The sequence below is a fragment of the Enterobacter sp. BWH52 genome, assembly GCF_001037565.1.
GTDB lineage: Bacteria > Pseudomonadota > Gammaproteobacteria > Enterobacterales > Enterobacteriaceae > Enterobacter > Enterobacter hormaechei_C.
Genome location: NZ_KQ089854.1, coordinates 3,608,491 through 3,628,294 on the forward strand (window position 1 = coordinate 3,608,491; position 19,804 = coordinate 3,628,294).

At 60.4% G+C, this 19,804-nt stretch carries 20 protein-coding genes; 11 read left to right on the top strand and 9 right to left on the bottom strand.

What is annotated here, in order from left to right; genetic code table 11:
• The first annotated feature begins 124 nt into the window (after window positions 1-124).
• Together ascF and SK47_RS16990 are read left to right on the top strand one after the other, a co-directional pair.
• Window positions 125-1,576 carry a PTS cellobiose/arbutin/salicin transporter subunit IIBC gene (ascF, locus tag SK47_RS16985; protein ID WP_023314719.1) on the top strand — a complete coding sequence of 484 codons (1,452 nt, stop codon included), beginning with the start codon at window positions 125-127 and terminating at the stop codon, window positions 1,574-1,576.
• A gap of 18 nt (window positions 1,577-1,594) precedes the next feature.
• Window positions 1,595-3,019 carry a 6-phospho-beta-glucosidase gene (locus tag SK47_RS16990; RefSeq protein ID WP_045335695.1) on the top strand — a complete coding sequence of 475 codons (1,425 nt, stop codon included), beginning with the start codon at window positions 1,595-1,597 and terminating at the stop codon, window positions 3,017-3,019.
• An 88-nt stretch (window positions 3,020-3,107) separates the two neighbouring features.
• Here SK47_RS16990 and hycI read toward each other — a convergent pair whose 3' ends face one another.
• The 9 genes from hycI to hycA form a co-directional block, all read right to left on the bottom strand.
• Window positions 3,108-3,563 (bottom strand): hydrogenase maturation peptidase HycI, encoded by a 456-nt coding sequence (hycI, locus tag SK47_RS16995; protein ID WP_003862145.1) that lies wholly within the window; start codon window positions 3,561-3,563, stop codon window positions 3,108-3,110.
• On the bottom strand, window positions 3,556-3,966 hold the full coding sequence (locus tag SK47_RS17000; protein WP_003862143.1) for a formate hydrogenlyase maturation HycH family protein: 411 nt from the start codon (window positions 3,964-3,966) through the stop codon (window positions 3,556-3,558). The genes hycI and SK47_RS17000 overlap by 8 nt, the downstream gene beginning before the upstream one ends.
• Window positions 3,963-4,730, bottom strand: a complete 768-nt coding sequence (locus tag SK47_RS17005) for an NADH-quinone oxidoreductase subunit B family protein (protein WP_003862141.1) — start codon at window positions 4,728-4,730, stop codon at window positions 3,963-3,965. The genes SK47_RS17000 and SK47_RS17005 overlap by 4 nt, the downstream gene beginning before the upstream one ends.
• On the bottom strand, window positions 4,730-5,272 hold the full coding sequence (locus tag SK47_RS17010; protein ID WP_048244825.1) for a formate hydrogenlyase complex iron-sulfur subunit: 543 nt from the start codon (window positions 5,270-5,272) through the stop codon (window positions 4,730-4,732). The genes SK47_RS17005 and SK47_RS17010 overlap by 1 nt, the downstream gene beginning before the upstream one ends.
• Window positions 5,273-5,281: 9 nt before the next feature.
• Window positions 5,282-6,991 (bottom strand): formate hydrogenlyase subunit HycE, encoded by a 1,710-nt coding sequence (gene hycE / locus SK47_RS17015; protein ID WP_048244826.1) that lies wholly within the window; start codon window positions 6,989-6,991, stop codon window positions 5,282-5,284.
• A 15-nt stretch (window positions 6,992-7,006) separates the two neighbouring features.
• Entirely contained in the window at window positions 7,007-7,930 is a 924-nt protein-coding gene (locus SK47_RS17020; RefSeq protein WP_022651742.1) for a respiratory chain complex I subunit 1 family protein, read from the bottom strand.
• A 1-nt stretch (window position 7,931) separates the two neighbouring features.
• Window positions 7,932-9,746, bottom strand: coding sequence for a formate hydrogenlyase subunit 3 (hycC, locus tag SK47_RS17025; protein WP_022651743.1), 1,815 nt, complete (start codon window positions 9,744-9,746; stop codon window positions 7,932-7,934).
• A complete protein-coding gene (locus tag SK47_RS17030) occupies window positions 9,743-10,351 on the bottom strand; it encodes a 4Fe-4S dicluster domain-containing protein (protein ID WP_017692772.1) in 609 nt (202 codons plus the stop codon). Before SK47_RS17030 ends, hycC begins: the two co-directional genes overlap by 4 nt.
• 73 nt (window positions 10,352-10,424) lie before the next feature.
• Window positions 10,425-10,889, bottom strand: a complete 465-nt coding sequence (gene hycA / locus SK47_RS17035; RefSeq protein ID WP_022651744.1) for a formate hydrogenlyase regulator HycA — start codon at window positions 10,887-10,889, stop codon at window positions 10,425-10,427.
• A 210-nt stretch (window positions 10,890-11,099) separates the two neighbouring features.
• Here hycA and hypA point away from each other — a divergent pair, with 210 nt between their 5' ends.
• From hypA to SK47_RS17080, 9 genes are all read left to right on the top strand, one after another.
• Window positions 11,100-11,450 (top strand): hydrogenase maturation nickel metallochaperone HypA, encoded by a 351-nt coding sequence (gene hypA / locus SK47_RS17040; RefSeq protein ID WP_022651745.1) that lies wholly within the window; start codon window positions 11,100-11,102, stop codon window positions 11,448-11,450.
• Between the two features lie 3 nt (window positions 11,451-11,453).
• Window positions 11,454-12,317, top strand: a complete 864-nt coding sequence (gene hypB, locus SK47_RS17045; RefSeq protein ID WP_023323665.1) for a hydrogenase nickel incorporation protein HypB — start codon at window positions 11,454-11,456, stop codon at window positions 12,315-12,317.
• The gene (locus SK47_RS17050; protein WP_022649170.1) at window positions 12,308-12,580 is read left to right on the top strand and encodes a HypC/HybG/HupF family hydrogenase formation chaperone; all 273 of its coding nucleotides are present in this window, start codon (window positions 12,308-12,310) and stop codon (window positions 12,578-12,580) included. The genes hypB and SK47_RS17050 overlap by 10 nt, the downstream gene beginning before the upstream one ends.
• A 3-nt stretch (window positions 12,581-12,583) precedes the next feature.
• Window positions 12,584-13,705, top strand: a complete 1,122-nt coding sequence (gene hypD / locus SK47_RS17055; protein WP_032610032.1) for a hydrogenase formation protein HypD — start codon at window positions 12,584-12,586, stop codon at window positions 13,703-13,705.
• Window positions 13,702-14,712: a hydrogenase expression/formation protein HypE gene (gene hypE / locus SK47_RS17060; RefSeq protein WP_003862131.1), complete on the top strand. Its 1,011-nt coding sequence runs from the start codon at window positions 13,702-13,704 to the stop codon at window positions 14,710-14,712. Before hypD ends, hypE begins: the two co-directional genes overlap by 4 nt.
• A gap of 62 nt (window positions 14,713-14,774) precedes the next feature.
• A complete protein-coding gene (flhA, locus tag SK47_RS17065) occupies window positions 14,775-16,847 on the top strand; it encodes a formate hydrogenlyase transcriptional activator FlhA (protein ID WP_023323668.1) in 2,073 nt (690 codons plus the stop codon).
• A gap of 149 nt (window positions 16,848-16,996) precedes the next feature.
• Window positions 16,997-17,995, top strand: a complete 999-nt coding sequence (locus SK47_RS17070) for a siderophore ABC transporter substrate-binding protein EitA (RefSeq protein WP_022651749.1) — start codon at window positions 16,997-16,999, stop codon at window positions 17,993-17,995.
• Complete coding sequence (locus SK47_RS17075; protein ID WP_022651750.1) at window positions 17,995-19,032, top strand: FecCD family ABC transporter permease; 1,038 nt, start codon at window positions 17,995-17,997, stop codon at window positions 19,030-19,032. The genes SK47_RS17070 and SK47_RS17075 overlap by 1 nt, the downstream gene beginning before the upstream one ends.
• Window positions 19,032-19,793: a siderophore ABC transporter ATP-binding protein EitC gene (locus SK47_RS17080; protein ID WP_048244828.1), complete on the top strand. Its 762-nt coding sequence runs from the start codon at window positions 19,032-19,034 to the stop codon at window positions 19,791-19,793. The genes SK47_RS17075 and SK47_RS17080 overlap by 1 nt, the downstream gene beginning before the upstream one ends.
• Window positions 19,794-19,804 lie beyond the last annotated feature (11 nt).

Genomic DNA, 19,804 nt, shown 5'->3' on the forward strand with positions numbered 1-19,804 from the left:
AGTGATCGTCATCACGAAACGAAAAAATGCATAAAAAGTGGTCTTGTTTCATTAAAAGAAACTCATGATGATTATGTGAAACCGGTTTCCTACACTTCTCACAACGATAACAGGATCACATCCGATGGCAAAAAATTACGCTGCGCTGGCAAACGACGTTGTTAGCGCGCTGGGCGGTAAAGAGAACATCGTCGCCGTCACCCACTGCATGACGCGCCTGCGCTTCGTTCTGAAAGACGAAAGCCTTACCGACACCGCGCGCCTGAAAAGCATCAGCGGCGTGCTCGGCGTGGTGCGCAACGACAACCAGTGCCAGGTGATCATCGGCAACACCGTGTCCCAGGCATACCGTGAAGTGGTGAGCCTGCTGCCCGCTAACCTGCAACCTGCCGTAGCGGAAGGTCCACAGAAGCTCACGCTGCGCCGGATTGGCGCCGGGATCCTCGACGCGCTGATCGGCACTATGTCTCCGCTGATCCCGGCGATCATCGGCGGGTCGATGGTCAAGCTGCTGGCGATGATCCTTGAGATGACCGGCGTGCTGGGCAAAGGTGACCCGACGCTGACGATCCTGACCGTTATCGGCGACGGCGCGTTCTTCTTCCTGCCGCTGATGGTGGCGGCTTCCGCAGCGGTGAAGTTCAAAACCAACATGTCCCTGGCAATCGCCATCGCGGGCGTGCTGGTTCACCCGAGCTTTATCGAGCTGATGGCCAAGGCCGCGCAGGGCGAGCACGTTGAGTTCGCGTTCATTCCGGTGACGGCGGTGAAATACACCTATACCGTTATCCCGGCGCTGGTGATGACCTGGTGCCTGTCGTACATCGAACGCTGGGTGGATCGCATTACCCCGGCGGTGACGAAAAACTTCCTCAAGCCGATGCTGATCGTGCTGATTGCCGCCCCGCTCGCCATCGTACTGATTGGCCCGCTCGGGATCTGGATCGGCAGCGCCATCTCCGCGCTGGTCTACACCATTCACGGCTATCTGGGCTGGCTCTCCGTTGCCATTATGGGCGCGCTGTGGCCGCTGCTGGTGATGACCGGGATGCACCGCGTGTTTACGCCGACCATCATCCAGACCATTGCCGAAACGGGCAAAGAAGGGATGGTGATGCCGTCGGAAATCGGCGCCAACCTGTCGCTCGGCGGTTCATCGCTGGCGGTAGCGTGGAAAACCAAAAACCCGGAGCTGCGCCAGACGGCGCTGGCCGCGGCGGCCTCCGCCATCATGGCGGGGATCTCTGAACCGGCCCTGTACGGCGTGGCGGTACGCCTGAAGCGTCCGCTGATTGCGAGTCTGATCAGCGGCTTTATCTGCGGCGCGGTGGCAGGAATGGCCGGTCTTGCCAGCCATTCGATGGCGGCGCCGGGGCTGTTTACCAGCGTGCAGTTCTTCGACCCGGCCAACCCGATGACCATCGTCTGGGTGTTTGGCGTGATGGGTCTGGCAGTGGTGCTGTCGTTTGTGCTGACCCTGCTGTTAGGGTTTGAGGATATCCCGGTAGAAGACGAAGCCGAAAAAGCACGCGCCCTGCAAACCGCACCGGTACAGAACAAAGCAGCAGAAGCATAAACTGAAAGCGAGGTAAGAATGTCTGTTTTTCCACAAGGATTTTTATGGGGCGGCGCGCTTGCCGCCAACCAGAGTGAAGGGGCTTACCGTGAAGGCGGCAAAGGACTGACGACGGTCGATATGATCCCCCACGGCGCAAACCGCCTGGCGGTAAAAGTCGGCAAGGAAAAACGGTTTTCGTTGCGGGACGACGAATTCTACCCGAGCCACGAGGCGATTGATTTTTACCATCGCTACAAAGAAGACATCGCCCTGATGGCGGAGATGGGCTTTACGGTGTTCCGCACCTCGATTGCCTGGAGCCGCCTCTACCCGAACGGCGACGAACCGCTGCCGAATCAGGAAGGCATTGCCTTCTACCGCGCGGTGTTCGAGGAGTGCAAAAAGTACAACATCGAGCCGCTGGTGACCCTCTGCCACTTCGACGTGCCGATGCACCTGGTGACGGAGTACGGCTCCTGGCGCAACCGTAAGATGGTCGATTTCTTCGCCCGCTACGCCCGCACCTGCTTCGAAGAGTTTAACGGGCTGGTGAAATACTGGCTGACCTTCAACGAAATCAACATCATGCTGCACAGCCCGTTTTCCGGCGCGGGGCTGGTGTTTGAGGAAGGTGAAAACGAAGACCAGGTGAAATACCAGGCCGCGCACCACGAGCTGGTGGCGAGCGCGCTGGCGACTAAAATCGCTCACGAGGTGAACCCGGAAAATCAGGTCGGCTGCATGCTGGCGGGCGGTAACTTCTATCCCTACTCCTGCAAGCCGGAAGACGTGTGGATGGCGCTGGAGAAAGACCGCGAGAACCTGTTCTTTATCGACGTGCAGGCGCGCGGCAGCTATCCGGCCTACTCTGCCCGCGTATTCCGCGAAAAAGGCGTCGTGATTGTGAAAGACCCGGGCGATGACGAACTGCTGAAAAATACCGTCGACTTTGTCTCGTTCAGCTACTACGCCTCGCGCTGCGCGTCGGCGGACATGAACGCGGGCAACACCAGCGCGGCGAACATCGTGAAGTCCCTGCGCAACCCGCACATTCAGGTGAGCGAGTGGGGCTGGGGTATCGACCCGCTCGGCCTGCGCATCACTATGAACATGATGTACGACCGCTACCAGAAGCCGCTGTTCCTGGTGGAAAACGGTCTGGGAGCGAAAGATGTCATTGATGAAAACGGCGAGATTAACGACGACTACCGCATCAGCTACCTGCGCGAGCACATCCGCGCGATGGGCGACGCGATTGAGGACGGCGTTCCGCTGCTGGGCTACACCACCTGGGGCTGCATCGACCTGGTCTCGGCCTCAACCGGGGAGATGAGCAAGCGCTATGGATTTGTCTACGTCGACCGCGACGACGCCGGGAACGGCACGCTGGAACGGAAACGCAAGAAATCGTTTGGATGGTATAAGAAGGTGATTGCGAGTAACGGGGGGGATCTCGAGTAGCCTGTTGCCCTCACCCCAGCCCTCTCCCACAGGGAGAGGGAGATGGGTTTGGTAGGCCGGGTAAGGCGAAGCCGCCACCCGGCACTGCTCAGAGCGGAGAAAAACCTCCATCCCCAACCCACCCGGCAAGCCGTGAATACACCCCCTCCACCGCCTCTTTCACCGGCGGCGTCATCGGGTAATAAAACCCGACAATATCCGGCTGAATGCCCAAAAACAGCACCTCGCCCACGTCGTCTTTGATCTGATCCACCAGGTAGTTCAGCGGCATATTGTGGGTGGTCATCATAAACATCTCGGCGATGTCGTCCGGGTCAATCAGGCGGATCTCGCCGGGGTTAAGCCCCATATCGGTGGCATCGACGATTAACAGCCTGTCCGGATGCAGTTCACGGATGGCGACCACGTCGTTTTCCGGCGCGCTGCCGCCGTCAATCACCACCCAGTTGCCCGGCGGGTTTGCGGCGCACAGTTCCGCCAGCAGCGGACCCGCGCCGTCGTCGCCCATCATGCTGTTGCCGACACACAGTAAAACGTCAGTCACGTAATCTCCTCACCATCAGGTAGATGGCGCTCTCCTGATGAATATCGTGCAGCATGCCGAGCAGCGTTTTGCTCCACGCCTGCTGCGCCGGGGTTTGTACGCTCAGCGCCGCGTCAAAGGCGTTAGCGAGCATCGCAATGTGGTTGGCGTCGATGACGATCTCGCCATACTTCGGCACGCCCTCCATCTTGCGCCGCGCCGTACTGCCCTCCTCCAGCGTGGCGATCCACGCCAGGTATTCCGGCCACGGGCAGGTTAACGCCGCCTCCAGGCAGTCGATCACCCCGAGGTGGTGCCCAATCGCCAGGCTGTAGTAAACCACCTGCTGCGCCGCATCTGGCGTGGCGTCGTTCTCATCAATAAACTTACGGCTCAGCTGGCTGAACACCACCGTTTCACTCATCGGATACGCGCCTCATCCACGATGTTGTTCAGGTTCGCCACGATCTCATTGAGACGCGGATCGTTTTCCGCCTCCAGCCAGCGCGCCACCTGATGGTCGCCCTGGCTGAGCAGACGCAGATAATCGTCGGCAATCTGGCGTCCGTAGCGGTAGCCCGCCAGCCTGCGTGCCGTGCGGTCGATCTTCACCCGCAGCGGCTGCACCATGTCCGGGTGCAGGATAGTGGCTGGCTGGTTGTCCAGCTCGCCTGGCTCGCGGGCGTGGATCTTCTGCTCCAGCAGGCCGAGCGCCATGGCAAAACCGTACAGCGTGGCGGCGGGCGTCGGCGGGCAGCCCGGAATGTAGACGTCCACCGGCACGATTTTGTCGGTGCCGCCCCAGACGCAGTAAAGATCGTGGAAGATGCCGCCGCTGTTGCCGCAGGCGCCGTAGGAGATGCAGATTTTCGGATCCGGCGCAGACTGCCAGGCGCGCAGCGCAGGCGAGCGCATCGCGCGGGTGACCGCGCCGGTGAACAGCAGGATATCCGCGTGGCGCGGGGACGGCACCACCTTGATGCCGAAGCGCTCGGCGTCAAACAGCGGCGACAGCGTAGCGAAGATCTCAATCTCGCAGCCGTTGCAGCCACCGCAGTCCACGCGATAGACGTAGGCCGAGCGTTTGATTTTTTTCAGCAGCGACGCCTTCATGCTGGCGATGGACTCCTCCACCGTCAGCGGCACCGGAATGCCGTTAGCGTCGCGCGGGCCGAGTAAGTTTTCCATCAGCTGGCCTCTCTCATATGGCGGGTTAAATCGATGCGGTCAGACGGCAGCAGGCATTTCTGACGCTTGCACTCCGGGCAGGTTTCGAAGCTTTCACGGTGATGCTCCGCGCGGACGTCGCCGTTGTGCTTCAGCAGCGCGATGGCGTAGTCGATCTCTTTTTGCACGGCGAACGGACGCTTGCAGACGCGGCAGTTGCACAGCGCAAAGCGCGATTGCTCGAAGAAGTCCTCTTTTTTCCACACCGCCAGCTCGTACTCCTGAGACAGGCGAATGGCGACCGTCGGGCAGACCTCCTCGCAGCGGCCGCAGAAGATGCAGCGCCCGAGGTTAAACTGCCAGGCCAGCTCGCCGGTTTTCAGGTCCGTTTCCACCGTTAAGGCATTCGACGGGCAGGCGTTGACGCAGGCCGCGCAGCCGATGCACTGCTGCGGGTTGTGCTCCGGCTTGCCGCGAAAGTTTTTATCAACCGGGATCGGCTCCAGCGGATAACTGCTGGTCTGCGCGCCGGTTTTGATCACTTTTTTGATAAAGGTAAACATGGCGAATCCTTATTTCAGCGGCGAGTTCTTACGTTCGATGCTGTAGCGCTCAAGCTCTTTGAACGGCACCACCTGGCTTTTCTTCTTGCGCACGTCCACGACGGTCATGCGGTCGGTGCAGGAGTAACACGGGTCGAGGCTGCCGATGATCAGCGGCGCGTCGGAGACCGTGTTGCCGCGAAGCATGTAGCGCAGGGTTGGCCAGTTGGCGTAGGTCGCCGCACGGCAGCGCCAGCGGTAGAGCTTCTGGTTGTCGCCGGTCATGCTCCAGTGGATGTCGTCCCCGCGCGGCGCTTCGGCAAAGCCGAGGGCAAAGCGGTTTGGAATGTAGGTGAAGCCTTCCACCATCAGCGGGCCGCCCGGCAGGTTATCGAGGCCGTAGTCGATCATGTTCAGCGCGGTGAATACCTCGTTGATGCGCACCTTCAGACGGGAGATGACGTCGCAGCCCTGCTCGCTGTGCACGGTCATCGGCAGCAGGCCGTAGCCGACGAACGGGTGATCGGCGCGGGTATCGCGGGCGTGGCCGCTGGCGCGCACCATCGGACCAACGTTACTGAAGTCGCGGGCGATTTCCGGGTCAAGACGACCAATCCCGACGGTGCGCTGCTCAATGTTGGGCGTGCTGAGCAGCATATCCACCAGCTCCTGCACGTCCCGGCGCATCTGCTGCGCCAGCTGGCGGGTCTGGATCATGTCGTCTTTCAGCAGGTCGCGGCGGATCCCGCCGATCAGATTCAGGCCGTAGGTTTTACGCGCCCCGGTGAGGATCTCCGCCATCTTCATTGATGCCTCGCGCACGCGGAAGAACTGCATAAACCCGGAGTCAAATCCGACGAAATGGCAGGCCAGGCCGAGGTTCAGCAGGTGCGAGTGCAGGCGCTCCACCTCCAGCAGAATGGCGCGGATCATCTGCGCGCGTTCCGGCACCACGATCCCCATGCCGTTTTCCACCGAGGTGGTGTAGGCGGTGCTGTGGGCAAAGCCGCAGATGCCGCACACGCGGTCAGAAAGAAACGTGACTTCGTTGTAGCCCATGCGGGTCTCCGCCAGCTTCTCCATGCCGCGGTGGACGTAGAACAGGCGGTAGTCGGCGTCGATAATGTTCTCGCCGTCGACGAACAGGCGGAAGTGGCCCGGTTCGTCAGAGGTAACGTGCAGCGGGCCAATCGGCACCACGTTATTCTTCTTGCTGCCCAGCTCGTTGATGAACTCGTAGGTTTCGCTGTCGGTGGTTGGGGCTGGGCGCTGGCGGTAGTCCATGCTGTCCTTGCGCAGCGGATAGAGTTCATCCGGCCAGTCGTCCGGCAGCACCAGGCGACGCTCGTCAGGCAGGCCAACCGGCACCAGGCCGTACATGTCGCGCACTTCGCGCTCGCCCCAGACGGCGGCGGGCACGCGCGGCGTGACGGACGGGTATTCCGGTTTATTCGGGTCGACCTCGACGCGCACGGTGATCCAGCACTTCTCGCCCTGCTCCATCGACATCACGTAGTACACCGCGTAACTGCCGCACAGCTGGCGCTCGTCGTTACCGAACAACACCGACAGCCAGCCGCCCTGCTGGTAGTAGAGAAACTCCACCACTTCCGGCAGATAGTTCACCTTAATGGTGACGGTGATCTGGTCTTTGGTTTGCCAGGACTCCTCCAGCACCACGCCCGGGAAAGCCTGATGCAACGCGGCGAGATACTGCTGACCTTTCTTTTCTTCAGACATAAACACTCTCTTTAATCACGCCACCAGCAAGGAGACGAACGCTAAAAATGCAAAACCAAAACCAGCCCAGGTAATGCGTGACGTTTCGACAAAACGCAGGCGCGCCATGCTGTTTTCAAACAGGGCAATGACCAGCACGCCGATAAGCAGCTTGAGCACAGCCACCACCACGGCCAGCAGCAGGCCGCCCGCAGAGAAGTGCGTCATCTGCCCCCACGGGAAGAAAACGCCGACGAACATCTGCAACACCACCAGCTGCTTGAGACTGATGCCCCACTTCAGCACCGCAAAGCCGTAGCCGCTGTACTCGGTGAGCGGCCCCTCCTGTAATTCCTGCTCCGCTTCCGCGAGATCGAACGGCAGCTTGCCCATCTCGATAAACGTGGCGAACGCGCAGGCGCAGAGCGCCAGCACCAGCGGGAGCGAACGTGAAACCGGCCAGTGGTAAACGGTGTCGGTGATAAAACTGATGTGGGTCGAGCCTGCAACCTGCGCGGCGACCCACAGCCCCAGCAGCAGAATTGGCTCAACCAGCACGCCGAGCATCGCCTCGCGGCTGGCGCCGATACCCGTAAACGGGCTGCCGGTGTCCAGGCCCGCAATCGCAAAGAAGAAACGCGCGATGGCGAAGAGGTAGATCAGCGTAATCAGATCGCCCAGCACCGGCAGCGGCGACGCCACCGTCACCACCGGCAGCGCGGTGGCGATGGTCAGCATCACGCCCACCATCACAAACGGCGTCAGGCGGAACACCCAGCCCGCGGCATCCGGCGCGACGCTCTGACGGGAGAGCAGTTTGAAGAGATCGCGGTACTCCTGGAGCACGCCAGGTCCGCGACGGTTGTGCAGCCGGGCGCGCGCCACGCGCGTGATGCCCGACAGCAGCGGCGCGGCGGCGAACAGCACCAGCGCCTGAAGAATTGCCAGTAACAGACTCATGTCAGGCTCCTCGTGAAATGACAATCACCACCAGCACCGCCAGCTCGATCAGCGCCAGGCGGCGGAACAGTACGGGCACGGCGGCCCCCTGCCAGCCCGGCACCCAGCCCACCGGGTTCAGCCAGTGGCGCAGCTTCAGCACGGCGGCAAAGTTCTCTTTCACCGGCATGGCGAAACCGTGGGCGGTGATGACCATCGACTGCTCGTGTTCGTAGCCGCAGGCCCACGCCGCGCCGCGCGAGCGGGAGGCGAGACGGTCGCGTCTGAAGAACAGCATCAGCACGAACGGCAGGAGCGGCGCGGCAATCAGCAGCAGCGCCATCATCGGCTGGGAAACGACGGTATGCGCCGTGACCAGCGGCAGCGGAATAGCGTGGCCCAGCAGCGGCAGCAGCCACGGCGCGGCAACCCCGCCCGCGATGCAGCACAGCGCCAGCGCGACCACGCTGGTGGTCATCAGTACCGGGGCGCAGCAGGCGTTTTCCGCTTCTCGGGTGCGCGGCGCGCCCAGGAAGGTGACACCGTAAACTTTAGCCATACACATCACCGCCAGCGCCCCGGTGATCGCCAGGCCCACCGCCAGCAGCGGGCCGAGTAAACGCCCGATAAACGCCTCGCTCTGGCCGAGGGCGAAGAAGGATTGATAAATCACCCACTCGCCGGCAAAGCCGTTCAGCGGCGGCAGCGCAGCCATCGCCATCAGCCCGACCAGCATCGCCAGCGAAATGACGGGCATTTTTTTGCCAATCCCGCCGAGCTTCTCAATATCGCGGTGCCCGGTGCGGAACCAGACGCTGCCCGCGCCGAGGAACAGGGTGCTTTTAAACAGGCTGTGGTTGATAAGGTGATACAGACCGCCAATAAACCCGGCGGCAATCAGCGCCGGCTGGTTGAGCGCCAGCCCGGTGACGCCTGCGCCCATGCCGAGCAGGATAATCCCGATGTTCTCCAGGGTGTGGTACGCCAGCAGACGCTGGATGTTGTGCTCCATCAGCGCGTAGAGGCCACCGACGAACGCGGTGATCATCCCCGCAATCAGCAACGCCACGCCCCACCACAGCGGCGGCTGATTGCCCGTCAGGGTTATCGTCAGGATGCCGAACAGACCGACCTTCATCACCACGGTGGAGAACAGCGCAGCGGCCGGGGCTGAGGCATTGGCATGCGCCTGCGGCACCCAGCCGTGCAGCGGGATTATCCCGGCCAGCAGGCCAAAACCGACTACGCCCAACAGCCAGACGTCGTTGCCCAGCGGCTGGCCGTTAAGCGCGGCGAAATCCAGCGTGCCAAAACGCTGCCACACCAGCCAGCAGGCCAGCGCCAGCAGCAGCGTGCCGAGACGTCCGAGCGCAAACCACAGCTTGCCGGAGGCGCTGCATCCGGTCAGGAACACGCCGCACAGGGCCATGATTTCAGCCATCACCACCAGTGCGCCGAAGTTGCTGGCGACAACGGTACAGACCGCGGCGGCCATCAACAGGTTAACCAGCAGGCCGTTGGCTTTGGTGTGCTGATGGCGGTGCCAGTCGATATTAAACAGGCTGATAAACAGCCCGCACAGGCCAAAGGTTATCAGCCAGATGGCGTTCAGCGGCGTAAGCTCAACGGCGTGGTGAATCAGCGGGATGAGGGTGTCGACGGATTGCCCGTCGATCAGGACAACCCCGCCCGCCGCCAGCGTCATCAGGCTGCCGACCGCCCCGCCGATACCAGCAATCACGCCGCTCAGCGTTTTATGGAAGGCGAGGAGCAGCGCCAGGACAGCGGCGGCGGCAAACCAGGCCACGCCGCTGGTCATCATAACTATCGCGTTCATTTCGCCCCCTCGTTAAGCGCCCGCAGCAGCGAAAGATCGCCGACGTCGGTATTGATGGTCAGCTCGCGCTTGCGTTTGCTGGTGCGAGCGATGTCGCGGATGTTGACCAGGACCAGCGCCCGGGTCGGGCAGGTCCGCACGCAGGCCGGACCCTGCTCATCGAAGCTGCACAGGTCGCACTTCACCGCAACGGCGCGAATGCCCGGCACCCAGTCCAGCAGCGTGCTCACGCGTGCCGGAGCCGGCGGCGCAGGCGGCGCTTTCGGGGTATTGGCATTCGCCGGAATATGCAGCGGACGGCTGCCGGAAAACTCAATGGCGCCGAACGGACAGGCGATGCCGCACAGCTTGCAGCTCACGCACAGGCTTTCGTTCAGCTGTACCGCGCCGTCAACGCGGGTGATGGCATTGACAGGACAAACGCCCGCGCACGGGGCGTCTTCACAGTGGTGACAGAGCTGCGGGGCAGACTCTTTCTCATTACGCATGACGCGCAGGCGCGGCATGGACTGTAGCCCGTGCAGGCGGTGCGTTTCCGAGCACGCCGCCTCACAGGTCCGACAGCCAATACAGACCGTCGAGTCAGCAATTACAAAACGGTTCACCGGGTCATCCTCTGGTGATGGTCATTTTTGACGAAAAAAAACTGTCTTATCGACACTTCTCGACACTCGCTTTTCAGGCCACGTTCGCGGAGGATTTTCCGTCGATCAGCTGTTTCAGGTTGATCGGCTGATCGTGCTCAACGGCGGCGTAGAGGCCGTTATAAACCGGCGCTATTTTCTCCAGATAGTGCTCCAGCACCTGCTGGCGATCGCGGTTGCTGACGTGACCGTCCACCATGCCGTCGGCCATCAGTTGAGCTTTCGCAATACACTGTTTTTCACCCTCTTTTGTCTCAACGTAATACTCAATGGTGTGGCTGTTGAAGCTCTCCGCCAGGGTGACAAAAATCGTGAAGTGACCAAACAACACAAAGCGCATGTCCCCCTGCGCCGCGCAGCTCATGGCATGGTGCAGACGGGCTTTTGACAGGGTGATCCCCTGAATCAGAGAGTTGCAGTAGAGGTGCCACTGATCCTGAAGCTGCTGATGACGTTGCGCGATGTAATCCGCTTTTTCGCTAATTTCCCAAATAGTCATAAAAGGTATCCGGTTAATGGAGTTAGCGGCTGTTAAGCAGTTTTCGTGCCAGTTTTTAATATGTTGATTTAAATATCTTTTAACAAGATACGTACTGTCACCGCCGCGGTGTCGACGTGTCATTTCGACAGCGTTGACATCGTCACGCCGTAACGCAAATCAAGCTGGCACTGTTATTGCATTGAAGGGGCAATTCATTAAGGAGGCGTCATGCACGAAATCACCCTCTGCCAGCGGGCACTGGAACTTATCGAACAGCAGGCTGTGCAGAACCATGCGAAGCGCGTGACCGGCGTCTGGCTGAAGGTCGGGGCGTTTTCCTGCGTCGAGACCAGCGCCCTCACCTTCTGTTTTGAGCTGGTGTGCCGCGGCACGCTGGCGGAAGGTTGCGCACTGCATATCGAGGAGCAGCAGGCGGAGTGCTGGTGCGAACAGTGTCAGGAGTACGTCACGCTGCTGTCATCGAAGGTACAGCGCTGTCCACAGTGCCAGAGCAGCGGGCTGCGCATCGTGGCGGATGACGGTATGCAGATCCAACGCCTCGAAATCGAGAAGGAGTAAAGTATGTGTAGTACCTGCGGTTGCGCTGAAGGCAACCTGTATATCGAAGGGGATGAACACCGCCCCCACTCCGCGTTTCGCTCCGCGCCCTTTTCCCCTGCCCCGCGTCCCGCGGCGGCACTGACCGGCATCACCTTCGCGCCGCAGCGTTCCGACGCGGGTGACCTGCATTACGGCCGCGGCGAAGCGGGCACCCACGCGCCGGGCATCAGCCAGCGCCAGATGCTGGAGGTGGAGATTAACGTGCTGGATAAAAACAACCAGCTCGCCGTCCGCAATCGCGCCCGCTTTGCCGCGCGCGAACAGCTGGTGCTGAACCTGGTCTCCAGCCCCGGCTCCGGTAAAACCACGCTGCTGACCGAAACCCTCAAACGGCTGAATAAACGTGTCTCCTGCGCCGTTATCGAAGGTGACCAGCAAACGGTAAACGACGCCGCGCGCATCCGCGAAACCGGTACGCCTGCGATTCAGGTCAACACCGGGAAAGGGTGCCATCTGGACGCGCAGATGATTGCCGACGCCGCCCCGCGCCTGCCGCTGGCGAACAACGGCATCCTGTTCATTGAAAACGTCGGCAACCTGGTCTGCCCGGCAAGCTTCGACCTCGGCGAGCGGCATAAAGTGGCGGTACTCTCCGTGACCGAAGGGGAAGACAAGCCGCTGAAGTATCCGCATATGTTTGCCGCCGCCTCCCTCATGCTGCTGAACAAAGTCGACCTGCTGCCGTACCTGAATTTCGACGTGGATAAGTGCCTGGCTTACGCCCGCGAAGTGAACCCGGACATTGAGATCCTGCTGGTTTCCGCCACGCGCGGCGACGGGATGGACGCCTGGCTGAACTGGCTGGAGAACGAACGATGTGCATAGGCGTCCCCGGAAAAATTCATTCCATCGACGGCAATCAGGCTAAAGTGGAGGTATGCGGCATCCTGCGCGATGTCGACCTGACGCTGGTAGGCAGCCACGATGAGACCGGCGCATCGCGTCTCGGCCAGTGGGTGCTGGTCCACGTAGGTTTTGCCATGAGCGTGATTAATGAGGAAGAAGCCCGCGACACGCTGGACGCGCTACAGAATATGTTTGACGTCGAGCCGGACGTGGGCGCCCTGCTGTATGGGGAGGAACGATAACACATGCGTTACGTTGATGAATATCGCGCGCCTGAGCAGGTGTTGCAGCTTATCGATCGCCTGAAGTCCCGCGCGTCGCTGCTGGACTACACGAAAGAAAAACCGCTGCGGATCATGGAGGTGTGCGGCGGACACACCCACGCCATCTTTAAATTTGGCCTCGACCAGCTGCTGCCGGAGAACATCGAATTTATCCACGGCCCCGGCTGCCCGGTGTGCGTGCTGCCGATGGGGCGCATCGACAGCTGTCTCGACATCGCCAGCCGCCCCGGTGTGATTTTTTGCACCTTTGGCGATGCCATGCGTGTACCGGGAAAAAATGGCTCGCTGCTCCAGGCGAAGGCGCGCGGCGCGGACGTGCGGATCGTCTACTCACCGATGGATGCCCTGACGCTGGCGATGGCTAATCCTGAGCGTAAGGTCGTCTTTTTCGGGCTGGGTTTTGAAACCACCATGCCCGCCACCGCCATTACCCTCCAGCAGGCGAAAGCCCGCAACGTCACAAACTTTTACTTTTTCTGCCAGCACATCACGCTTATTCCCACGCTGCGCAGCCTGCTGGAAGCGCCAGATAACGGTATCGACGCGTTTCTGGCACCGGGCCACGTCAGCATGGTGATCGGCACAGAAGCCTACGGTTTTATCGCTGAACAGTACAATCGTCCGTTAGTGGTGGCTGGTTTCGAGCCACTTGATCTACTGCAAGGCGTGACCATGCTGGTTGAGCAGAAAATAGCGGCCCTGAGTGCGGTGGAAAATCAGTATCGCCGCGTGGTGCCCGATGCAGGTAACAGACGGGCACAGCAGGCAATAGCCGACGTGTTTAGCGTCGAAGGCGACAGCGAGTGGCGCGGACTGGGGCTGATTGCCGAATCCGGCGTACACCTGACGCCCGCGTATCGCGCCTTCGACGCCGAAGCGCATTTCCGACCGCAGCCGCAGCAGGTGTGCGACGATCCCCGCGCCCGCTGTGGCGACGTACTCACCGGAAAATGCAAACCTTATCACTGCCCGTTATTTGGCAACGCCTGTAACCCGCAAACCGCGTTTGGCGCGCTGATGGTCTCTTCAGAAGGGGCATGCGCCGCGTGGTATCACTATCGCAACCAGGAGTGTGAAGCATGAACACGGTGGAAATGGCGCACGGAAGCGGTGGACAGGCGATGCAGCAGCTGATTAACCGGCTGTTTATGGACGCCTTTAACAATCCCTGGCTCGCCGAGCAGGAAGATCAGGCGCGCATTGCGCTCTCAACCCTCACCGCACACGGTGACAGGCTGGCGTTCTCTACCGACAGCTACGTGATTGACCCGCTGTTCTTCCCGGGCGGCGATATCGGCAAGCTCGCCGTCTGCGGCACGGCAAACGACGTCGCCGTCAGCGGCGCGATCCCCCGCTACCTCTCCTGCGGGTTTATCCTCGAAGAAGGGTTACCGATGGAAACGCTCACGGCGGTGGTCAACAGCATGGCGCACACCGCCCGCGAGGCGGGGATCGCCATCGTCACCGGGGATACCAAGGTGGTGCAGCGCGGCGCGGCGGATAAGCTTTTTATCAACACCGCCGGGATGGGGGCGATCCCCGCCGATATTCACTGGGGCGCTCAACAGCTTTGCGCAGGCGACGTGCTGATTGTCAGCGGCACGCTGGGCTGCCACGGGGCAACCATCCTGAACCTGCGCGAAGGCCTGGGGCTGGACGGGGAACTGCGCAGTGACTGCGCGGTACTCACGCCGCTGATCCAGACGCTGCGCGACATGCCGGGCGTAAAAGCCCTGCGCGACGCCACGCGAGGCGGCGTGAATGCCGTGGTGCACGAATTTGCCGCAAGCAGCGGCTGCGGAATTGAGCTGACCGAGCGCGGCCTGCCTGTCAAAGGCGCCGTGCGCGGGCTATGCGAGCTATTAGGGCTAGACCCGCTTAACTTTGCCAACGAAGGCAAGCTGGTGATCGGCGTGGAACGCACGGCGGCGGAAGCCGTACTTGCACAGCTGCGCGCGCATCCATTAGGGAAAGACGCGGCCATCATCGGCGACGTGGTTGAGCGCAAAGGGGTGCGCCTGACCGGGCTTTACGGCGTGAAGCGCACGCTGGATCTGCCGCACGCTGAACCGTTACCCCGTATTTGCTAGACCGCATCAATAGCGGTCAGCGCCGAACGTCTCTTTTTGCCAGTTTCTATTGGAAAGCAACAATGCCGTATACACCGATGAGCGATCTTGGACAGCAGGGCCTGTTTGACATCACGCGCACACTTTTACAACAGCCCGACCTCGGCGCACTGAGCGATGCCCTGACGCGGCTGGTCAGGCAATCTGCGCTGGCGGACAGCGCCGCCATTGTGCTCTGGCATAGCGCAACCCACCGCGCGAGCTATTTCTCAACGCGTGATAACGGCAAAATCTTCGAATATGAAGATGAAACGTTTCTTGCCCACGGCCCGGTGCGGCGTATTCTCTCCCGCCCGGAAGCGCTGCACTGCAATTTTGACCAGTTTCGCCAGGCCTGGCCGAAGCTGGCAGAGAGCAACCTTTACCACCCTTTCGGCCACTACAGCATGCTGCCGCTGGCGGTGGAAGGGCAAATTTTTGGCGGCTGCGAGTTTATCCGCGATACCGACCAGCCCTGGAGCGAGGCGGAGTACGAACGCCTGCACACCTTTACCCAGATTGTGGCCGTTGTCGCGGAGCAGATCCAAAGCCGCGTCACCAATAACGTGGACTACGACCTGCTGAGCCGCGAGCGCGATAACTTCCGCATTCTGGTTGCCATCACCAACGCCGTGCTCTCCCGCCTGGACATGGATGAGCTGGTCAGCGAAGTATCAAAAGAGATCCATCACTATTTTAAAATCGATGCCATCAGCATTGCGCTACGCGGCAACCGGAAAGGCAAGCTGAACATCTACTCCACCCACTACCTTGATGAAGCTAACCCGGCGCACGAGCAGAGCGAAGTGGACGAAGCGGGAACGCTGTCCGAGCGGGTATTTAAAAGCAAAGAGATCCTGCTGCTCAATCTCAATGAACAGGATCCGGTAGCCCCCTACGAGCGGATGCTCTTCAACACCTGGGGCAACAAGATCCAGACCCTGTGCCTGCTGCCGCTGATGTCCGGCAACACCATGCTCGGCGTGCTCAAACTGGCGCAGTGTGATGAAGCCGTATTTACCACCGCCAACCTGAAGCTGCTGCGCCAGATCGCCGAGCGCATCTCCATCGCGCTGGATAACGCCCTCGCCTATCAGGAGATCCACCGCCTGAAGGAGCGGCTGGTGGACGAAAACCTGGCGCTGACCGAGCAGCTCAACAACGTGGACAGCGAGTTTGGCGAAATCATCGGGCGCAGCGATGCCATGTACAGCGTGCTCAAGCAGGTGGAGATGGTGGCGCAAAGCGACAGCACGGTGCTGATCCTCGGTGAAACCGGTACCGGGAAAGAGCTGATTGCCCGGGCGATCCACAACCTGAGCAACCGCAACAGCCGCCGGATGGTGAAGATGAACTGCGCGGCGATGCCTGCTGGCTTACTGGAAAGCGACCTGTTCGGCCACGAGCGCGGTGCCTTTACCGGCGCCAGCAGCCAGCGGCTGGGCCGTTTTGAGCTGGCGGATAAAAGCTCTTTGTTCCTCGACGAAGTGGGCGATATGCCGCTGGAGCTCCAGCCCAAGCTGCTGCGCGTGCTGCAGGAGCAGGAGTTTGAGCGCCTCGGCAGCAACAAGCTGATCCAGACCGACGTGCGTCTGATTGCCGCCACCAACCGCGATCTGAAAAAAATGGTCGCAGACCGTGAGTTCAGAAGCGATCTCTACTATCGCCTGAACGTGTTCCCGATCTGCCTGCCGCCGCTGCGCGAGCGCCCGGAAGATATTCCGCTGCTGGTGAAAGCCTTTACCGCGAAGATTGCCCGCCGGATGGGGCGAAATATCGACAGTATTCCTGCCGAAACGCTACGCACACTCTCGGCGATGGAGTGGCCGGGGAACGTGCGCGAGCTGGAAAACGTCATTGAACGCGCGGTCCTGTTGACGCGCGGGAACGTGCTTCAGCTGTCCCTGCCGGAGGTTTCTCTTGCGGAAACGACCGTGGCCGCAACCGAGGTTGCGAAGGATGGAGAGGATGAATATCAGCTCATTTTGCGCGTGCTCAGGGAGACCAACGGCGTGGTGGCCGGGCCGAAAGGCGCGGCGCAACGGCTGGGGCTGAAGCGTACCACCCTGCTCTCGCGCATGAAGCGTCTGGGAATCGATAAAGAGAGCCTGAATTAACCCGTCATTCCGGCGCCGTATATGGCGCCGCCTTTCATCACTCTGCGTAATTGTCTCACATTGACACAATATATTTTCCTCTGTATAAAATTCCGCCTTAATAATGCGTTTCATTTGCATCAAAATAATTTTAATGAAGGTAGCGTTTAATGAAAAAGGTTCTCTGCGCGTTAGGCCTGGCGGTTGCATCAATGAGTACAGCTCTGGCTACCACGTACCCGCTCACGATAGAAAACTGCGGGTATAAAGAAACCTTCACCAAAGCGCCGGAACGCGTTGTGGCCCTGGGGCAGAATACCGTCGAGATCCTGCTTCTGCTGGGTCTGGAAGATAAGGTGAAAGCCAGCGCGTTCTGGCCGACCAAAGTATTGCCGCAGCTGGCTGAGCAGAATGCAAAAATCAAAACCCTGACCGTCGAAATTCCGACACTTGAATCCATTCTTGCGCAAAACCCTGATTTTGTTCCTGCACAGCTGCCGCTGCTGCTCGGACCGGAAAGTAAGGTCGCAAAACGCGAAGACCTGGCCACCGTTGGGGTAAACAGCTATTTATCTCCGGGCATGTGCGCCACCAAAAAAGCCGCAGGGGACATGTACGGCAGCCGCCAGACGCTGTGGGACATGACCTACCTTTATCAAGAGATTGAGGATTTCGCCAAGATTTTCAACGTGGAAGCGCGCGGTCAGGCCGTTATCGCCGACTTCAAAAAACGTGAAGCCGACCTGCGCCAGGAGTTTGGCAAAAACAACAAAGACCTCTCCTTTGTTTTCTGGTTCTCAAGCTCCTCACCTTCGGCTGATGCCTATGTCGGCGGCAAAAACAGCGCCTCTGGCTTTATTGCTAACGTGCTGGGCGGCCATAACGCCATTACCTCTGAGACCGAATGGCCGACCGTGGGCTGGGAAAGTATTATTGCCGCTAATCCGGACGTGATTGTGGTCTCCAGCCTGGATCGTAACCGCTGGGCGCTGGACAACGCCGAAGAAAAAATCAAATTCCTGAAAAGCGATCCAGCCGTCAGCCAGATGGAGGCGGTGAAGAAGGGTCATATTGTGGTGATGGACGGCCAGGCCATGAACCCGACGATTCGCACGCTTTACGGTGCTGAGCAGGTCGGCGAACAGCTCAGAAAACTGGGACTGAACTGATGACCACCGCCGTACTTCAGATGCGGCAGGGGGTGCTCCTGACCACGTCATGCCTGCTCGCCTTCGTGCTGTTGTTTCTGGTGATCGCCCTTGGCGTCAGCATCGGTGAGTTGTCTATCCCGCTCAATAACGTGTTCTACGCCATCAGCAATAAGCTGGGGCTGACTGACGTTCCGCTCAACCGCATCTACGAGAGCGTCATCTGGGACTTTCGCCTCAGCCGCGCGCTGGTGGCGGCCTGTTGCGGAGCCGGGTTGGCCATCTGCGGGGCCGTATTGCAGAGCCTTTTGAAGAATGCGCTGGCGGAACCTTACGTGCTCGGCGTGTCGGCGGGAGCGTCAACCGGGGCGGTGTCAGTCGTCGTATTGGGTCTCGGCACCGGCGCAGTATCGCTTTCTGCGGGCGCGTTTGCCGGAGCCTTCGCCGCCTTTGCCTTCGTCGCCTTCCTGACCAACGGCGCGCGCGGCGGCAATGAACGCACGATCCTGGCGGGCGTAGCGGCCTCTCAGCTGTTTAACGCCATTACCGCCTATACCATCAGCACCTCTGCCAGCGCGCAACAGGCGCGCGACGTGATGTTCTGGCTGCTGGGCAGCTTTAGCGGCGTACGCTGGCCGGAATTCCAGCTGGCGCTGGTAGTGGTACTGGCGGGGCTGGCCGTCTGTCTTTATTATTCCCGTGCGCTGGACGCCTTTACGTTCGGTGATGATGCCGCCGCCTCGTTGGGCATTGCCGTGCCCTGGGTGCGCCTGGCCTTGTTTACCACCACCGCCCTGATCACCGCGACCATCGTCAGCATGGCGGGCTCTATTGGTTTTGTCGGGCTGGTCGTGCCGCACGTTATGCGTTTCCTGTTCGGGCCGCTGCACCGCACGCTGCTGATAGCCAGCGCGCTGGCGGGGGCGATCCTGATGGTGCTGGCCGACATCGCCTCGCGGATGCTGATTGCTCCGCAAAGCCTGCCGGTTGGCGTCGTTACCGCACTGGTGGGCGTACCGTTCTTCGCCGTGATTATCTACCGCTCAAGGAATAAGTAATGAGCATCTGCGCCGAGAAAATCACCTGGAAGGTAGGTAAAAAGATCATTGTGAATAATGTTTCGCTGACGGTTTCCCGGGGCGAAACGGTGGGCCTGCTTGGCCCTAACGGCTGCGGTAAATCCTCGCTGTTGCGCATACTGGCAGGTCTGCGCCGCCCGGATGCCGGGTGCGTGACGCTGGACGGACAGGACATTGCCCGCATTGCCAAAAAGCAGCTGGCGCGGCGCGTGGCGTTTGTTGAACAGCACGGAATGACCGACGCCAATATGCGCGTGCGTGACGTCGTCAAACTGGGGCGAATTCCGCACCATTCTCCCTTCTCAAACTGGAGCGCGCAGGATGACGAAACCGTCACTGCCGCCCTGCAACGCGTGGATATGCTGGATCGCAGCGAACAGGGCTGGCTGAGCTTATCCGGCGGCGAGCGTCAGCGGGTACATATCGCCCGCGCGCTGGCGCAAGCGCCAACCGAAATTCTGCTGGATGAACCGACCAACCACCTGGACATTCATCATCAGATGCAGCTCATGCAGCTTATCAGTGAGCTGCCGGTAACCAGCATCGTCGCCATTCACGATCTTAACCACGCATCCATGTTCTGCGATTCGCTGATTGTGATGCAGCAAGGGCAGATTGTGGCGACCGGAACGCCGCAGGAAATCTTATCCGAGGAGCTGCTCTGGGACGTCTTCAGGGTGAAAACCAGAATCGAGATCTCGCCGTACCACGGCAAAAAACACATCCATTTTATCGTGTAGGGGTGAGTTAA

Coding starts and splice junctions, on each gene's coding strand:
- ascF (WP_023314719.1), top strand. CDS start 125: ATGGCAAAAAATTACGCTGCGCTGGCAAACGACGTTGTTAGCGCGCTG.
- SK47_RS16990 (WP_045335695.1), top strand. CDS start 1,595: ATGTCTGTTTTTCCACAAGGATTTTTATGGGGCGGCGCGCTTGCCGCC.
- SK47_RS17000 (WP_003862143.1), bottom strand. CDS start 3,966: ATGAGTGAAACGGTGGTGTTCAGCCAGCTGAGCCGTAAGTTTATTGAT.
- SK47_RS17005 (WP_003862141.1), bottom strand. CDS start 4,730: ATGGAAAACTTACTCGGCCCGCGCGACGCTAACGGCATTCCGGTGCCG.
- SK47_RS17010 (WP_048244825.1), bottom strand. CDS start 5,272: ATGTTTACCTTTATCAAAAAAGTGATCAAAACCGGCGCGCAGACCAGC.
- hycE (WP_048244826.1), bottom strand. CDS start 6,991: ATGTCTGAAGAAAAGAAAGGTCAGCAGTATCTCGCCGCGTTGCATCAG.
- SK47_RS17020 (WP_022651742.1), bottom strand. CDS start 7,930: ATGAGTCTGTTACTGGCAATTCTTCAGGCGCTGGTGCTGTTCGCCGCC.
- hycC (WP_022651743.1), bottom strand. CDS start 9,746: ATGAACGCGATAGTTATGATGACCAGCGGCGTGGCCTGGTTTGCCGCC.
- hycA (WP_022651744.1), bottom strand. CDS start 10,889: ATGACTATTTGGGAAATTAGCGAAAAAGCGGATTACATCGCGCAACGT.
- hypA (WP_022651745.1), top strand. CDS start 11,100: ATGCACGAAATCACCCTCTGCCAGCGGGCACTGGAACTTATCGAACAG.
- hypB (WP_023323665.1), top strand. CDS start 11,454: ATGTGTAGTACCTGCGGTTGCGCTGAAGGCAACCTGTATATCGAAGGG.
- SK47_RS17050 (WP_022649170.1), top strand. CDS start 12,308: ATGTGCATAGGCGTCCCCGGAAAAATTCATTCCATCGACGGCAATCAG.
- hypD (WP_032610032.1), top strand. CDS start 12,584: ATGCGTTACGTTGATGAATATCGCGCGCCTGAGCAGGTGTTGCAGCTT.
- hypE (WP_003862131.1), top strand. CDS start 13,702: ATGAACACGGTGGAAATGGCGCACGGAAGCGGTGGACAGGCGATGCAG.
- flhA (WP_023323668.1), top strand. CDS start 14,775: ATGCCGTATACACCGATGAGCGATCTTGGACAGCAGGGCCTGTTTGAC.
- SK47_RS17070 (WP_022651749.1), top strand. CDS start 16,997: ATGAAAAAGGTTCTCTGCGCGTTAGGCCTGGCGGTTGCATCAATGAGT.
- SK47_RS17075 (WP_022651750.1), top strand. CDS start 17,995: ATGACCACCGCCGTACTTCAGATGCGGCAGGGGGTGCTCCTGACCACG.
- SK47_RS17080 (WP_048244828.1), top strand. CDS start 19,032: ATGAGCATCTGCGCCGAGAAAATCACCTGGAAGGTAGGTAAAAAGATC.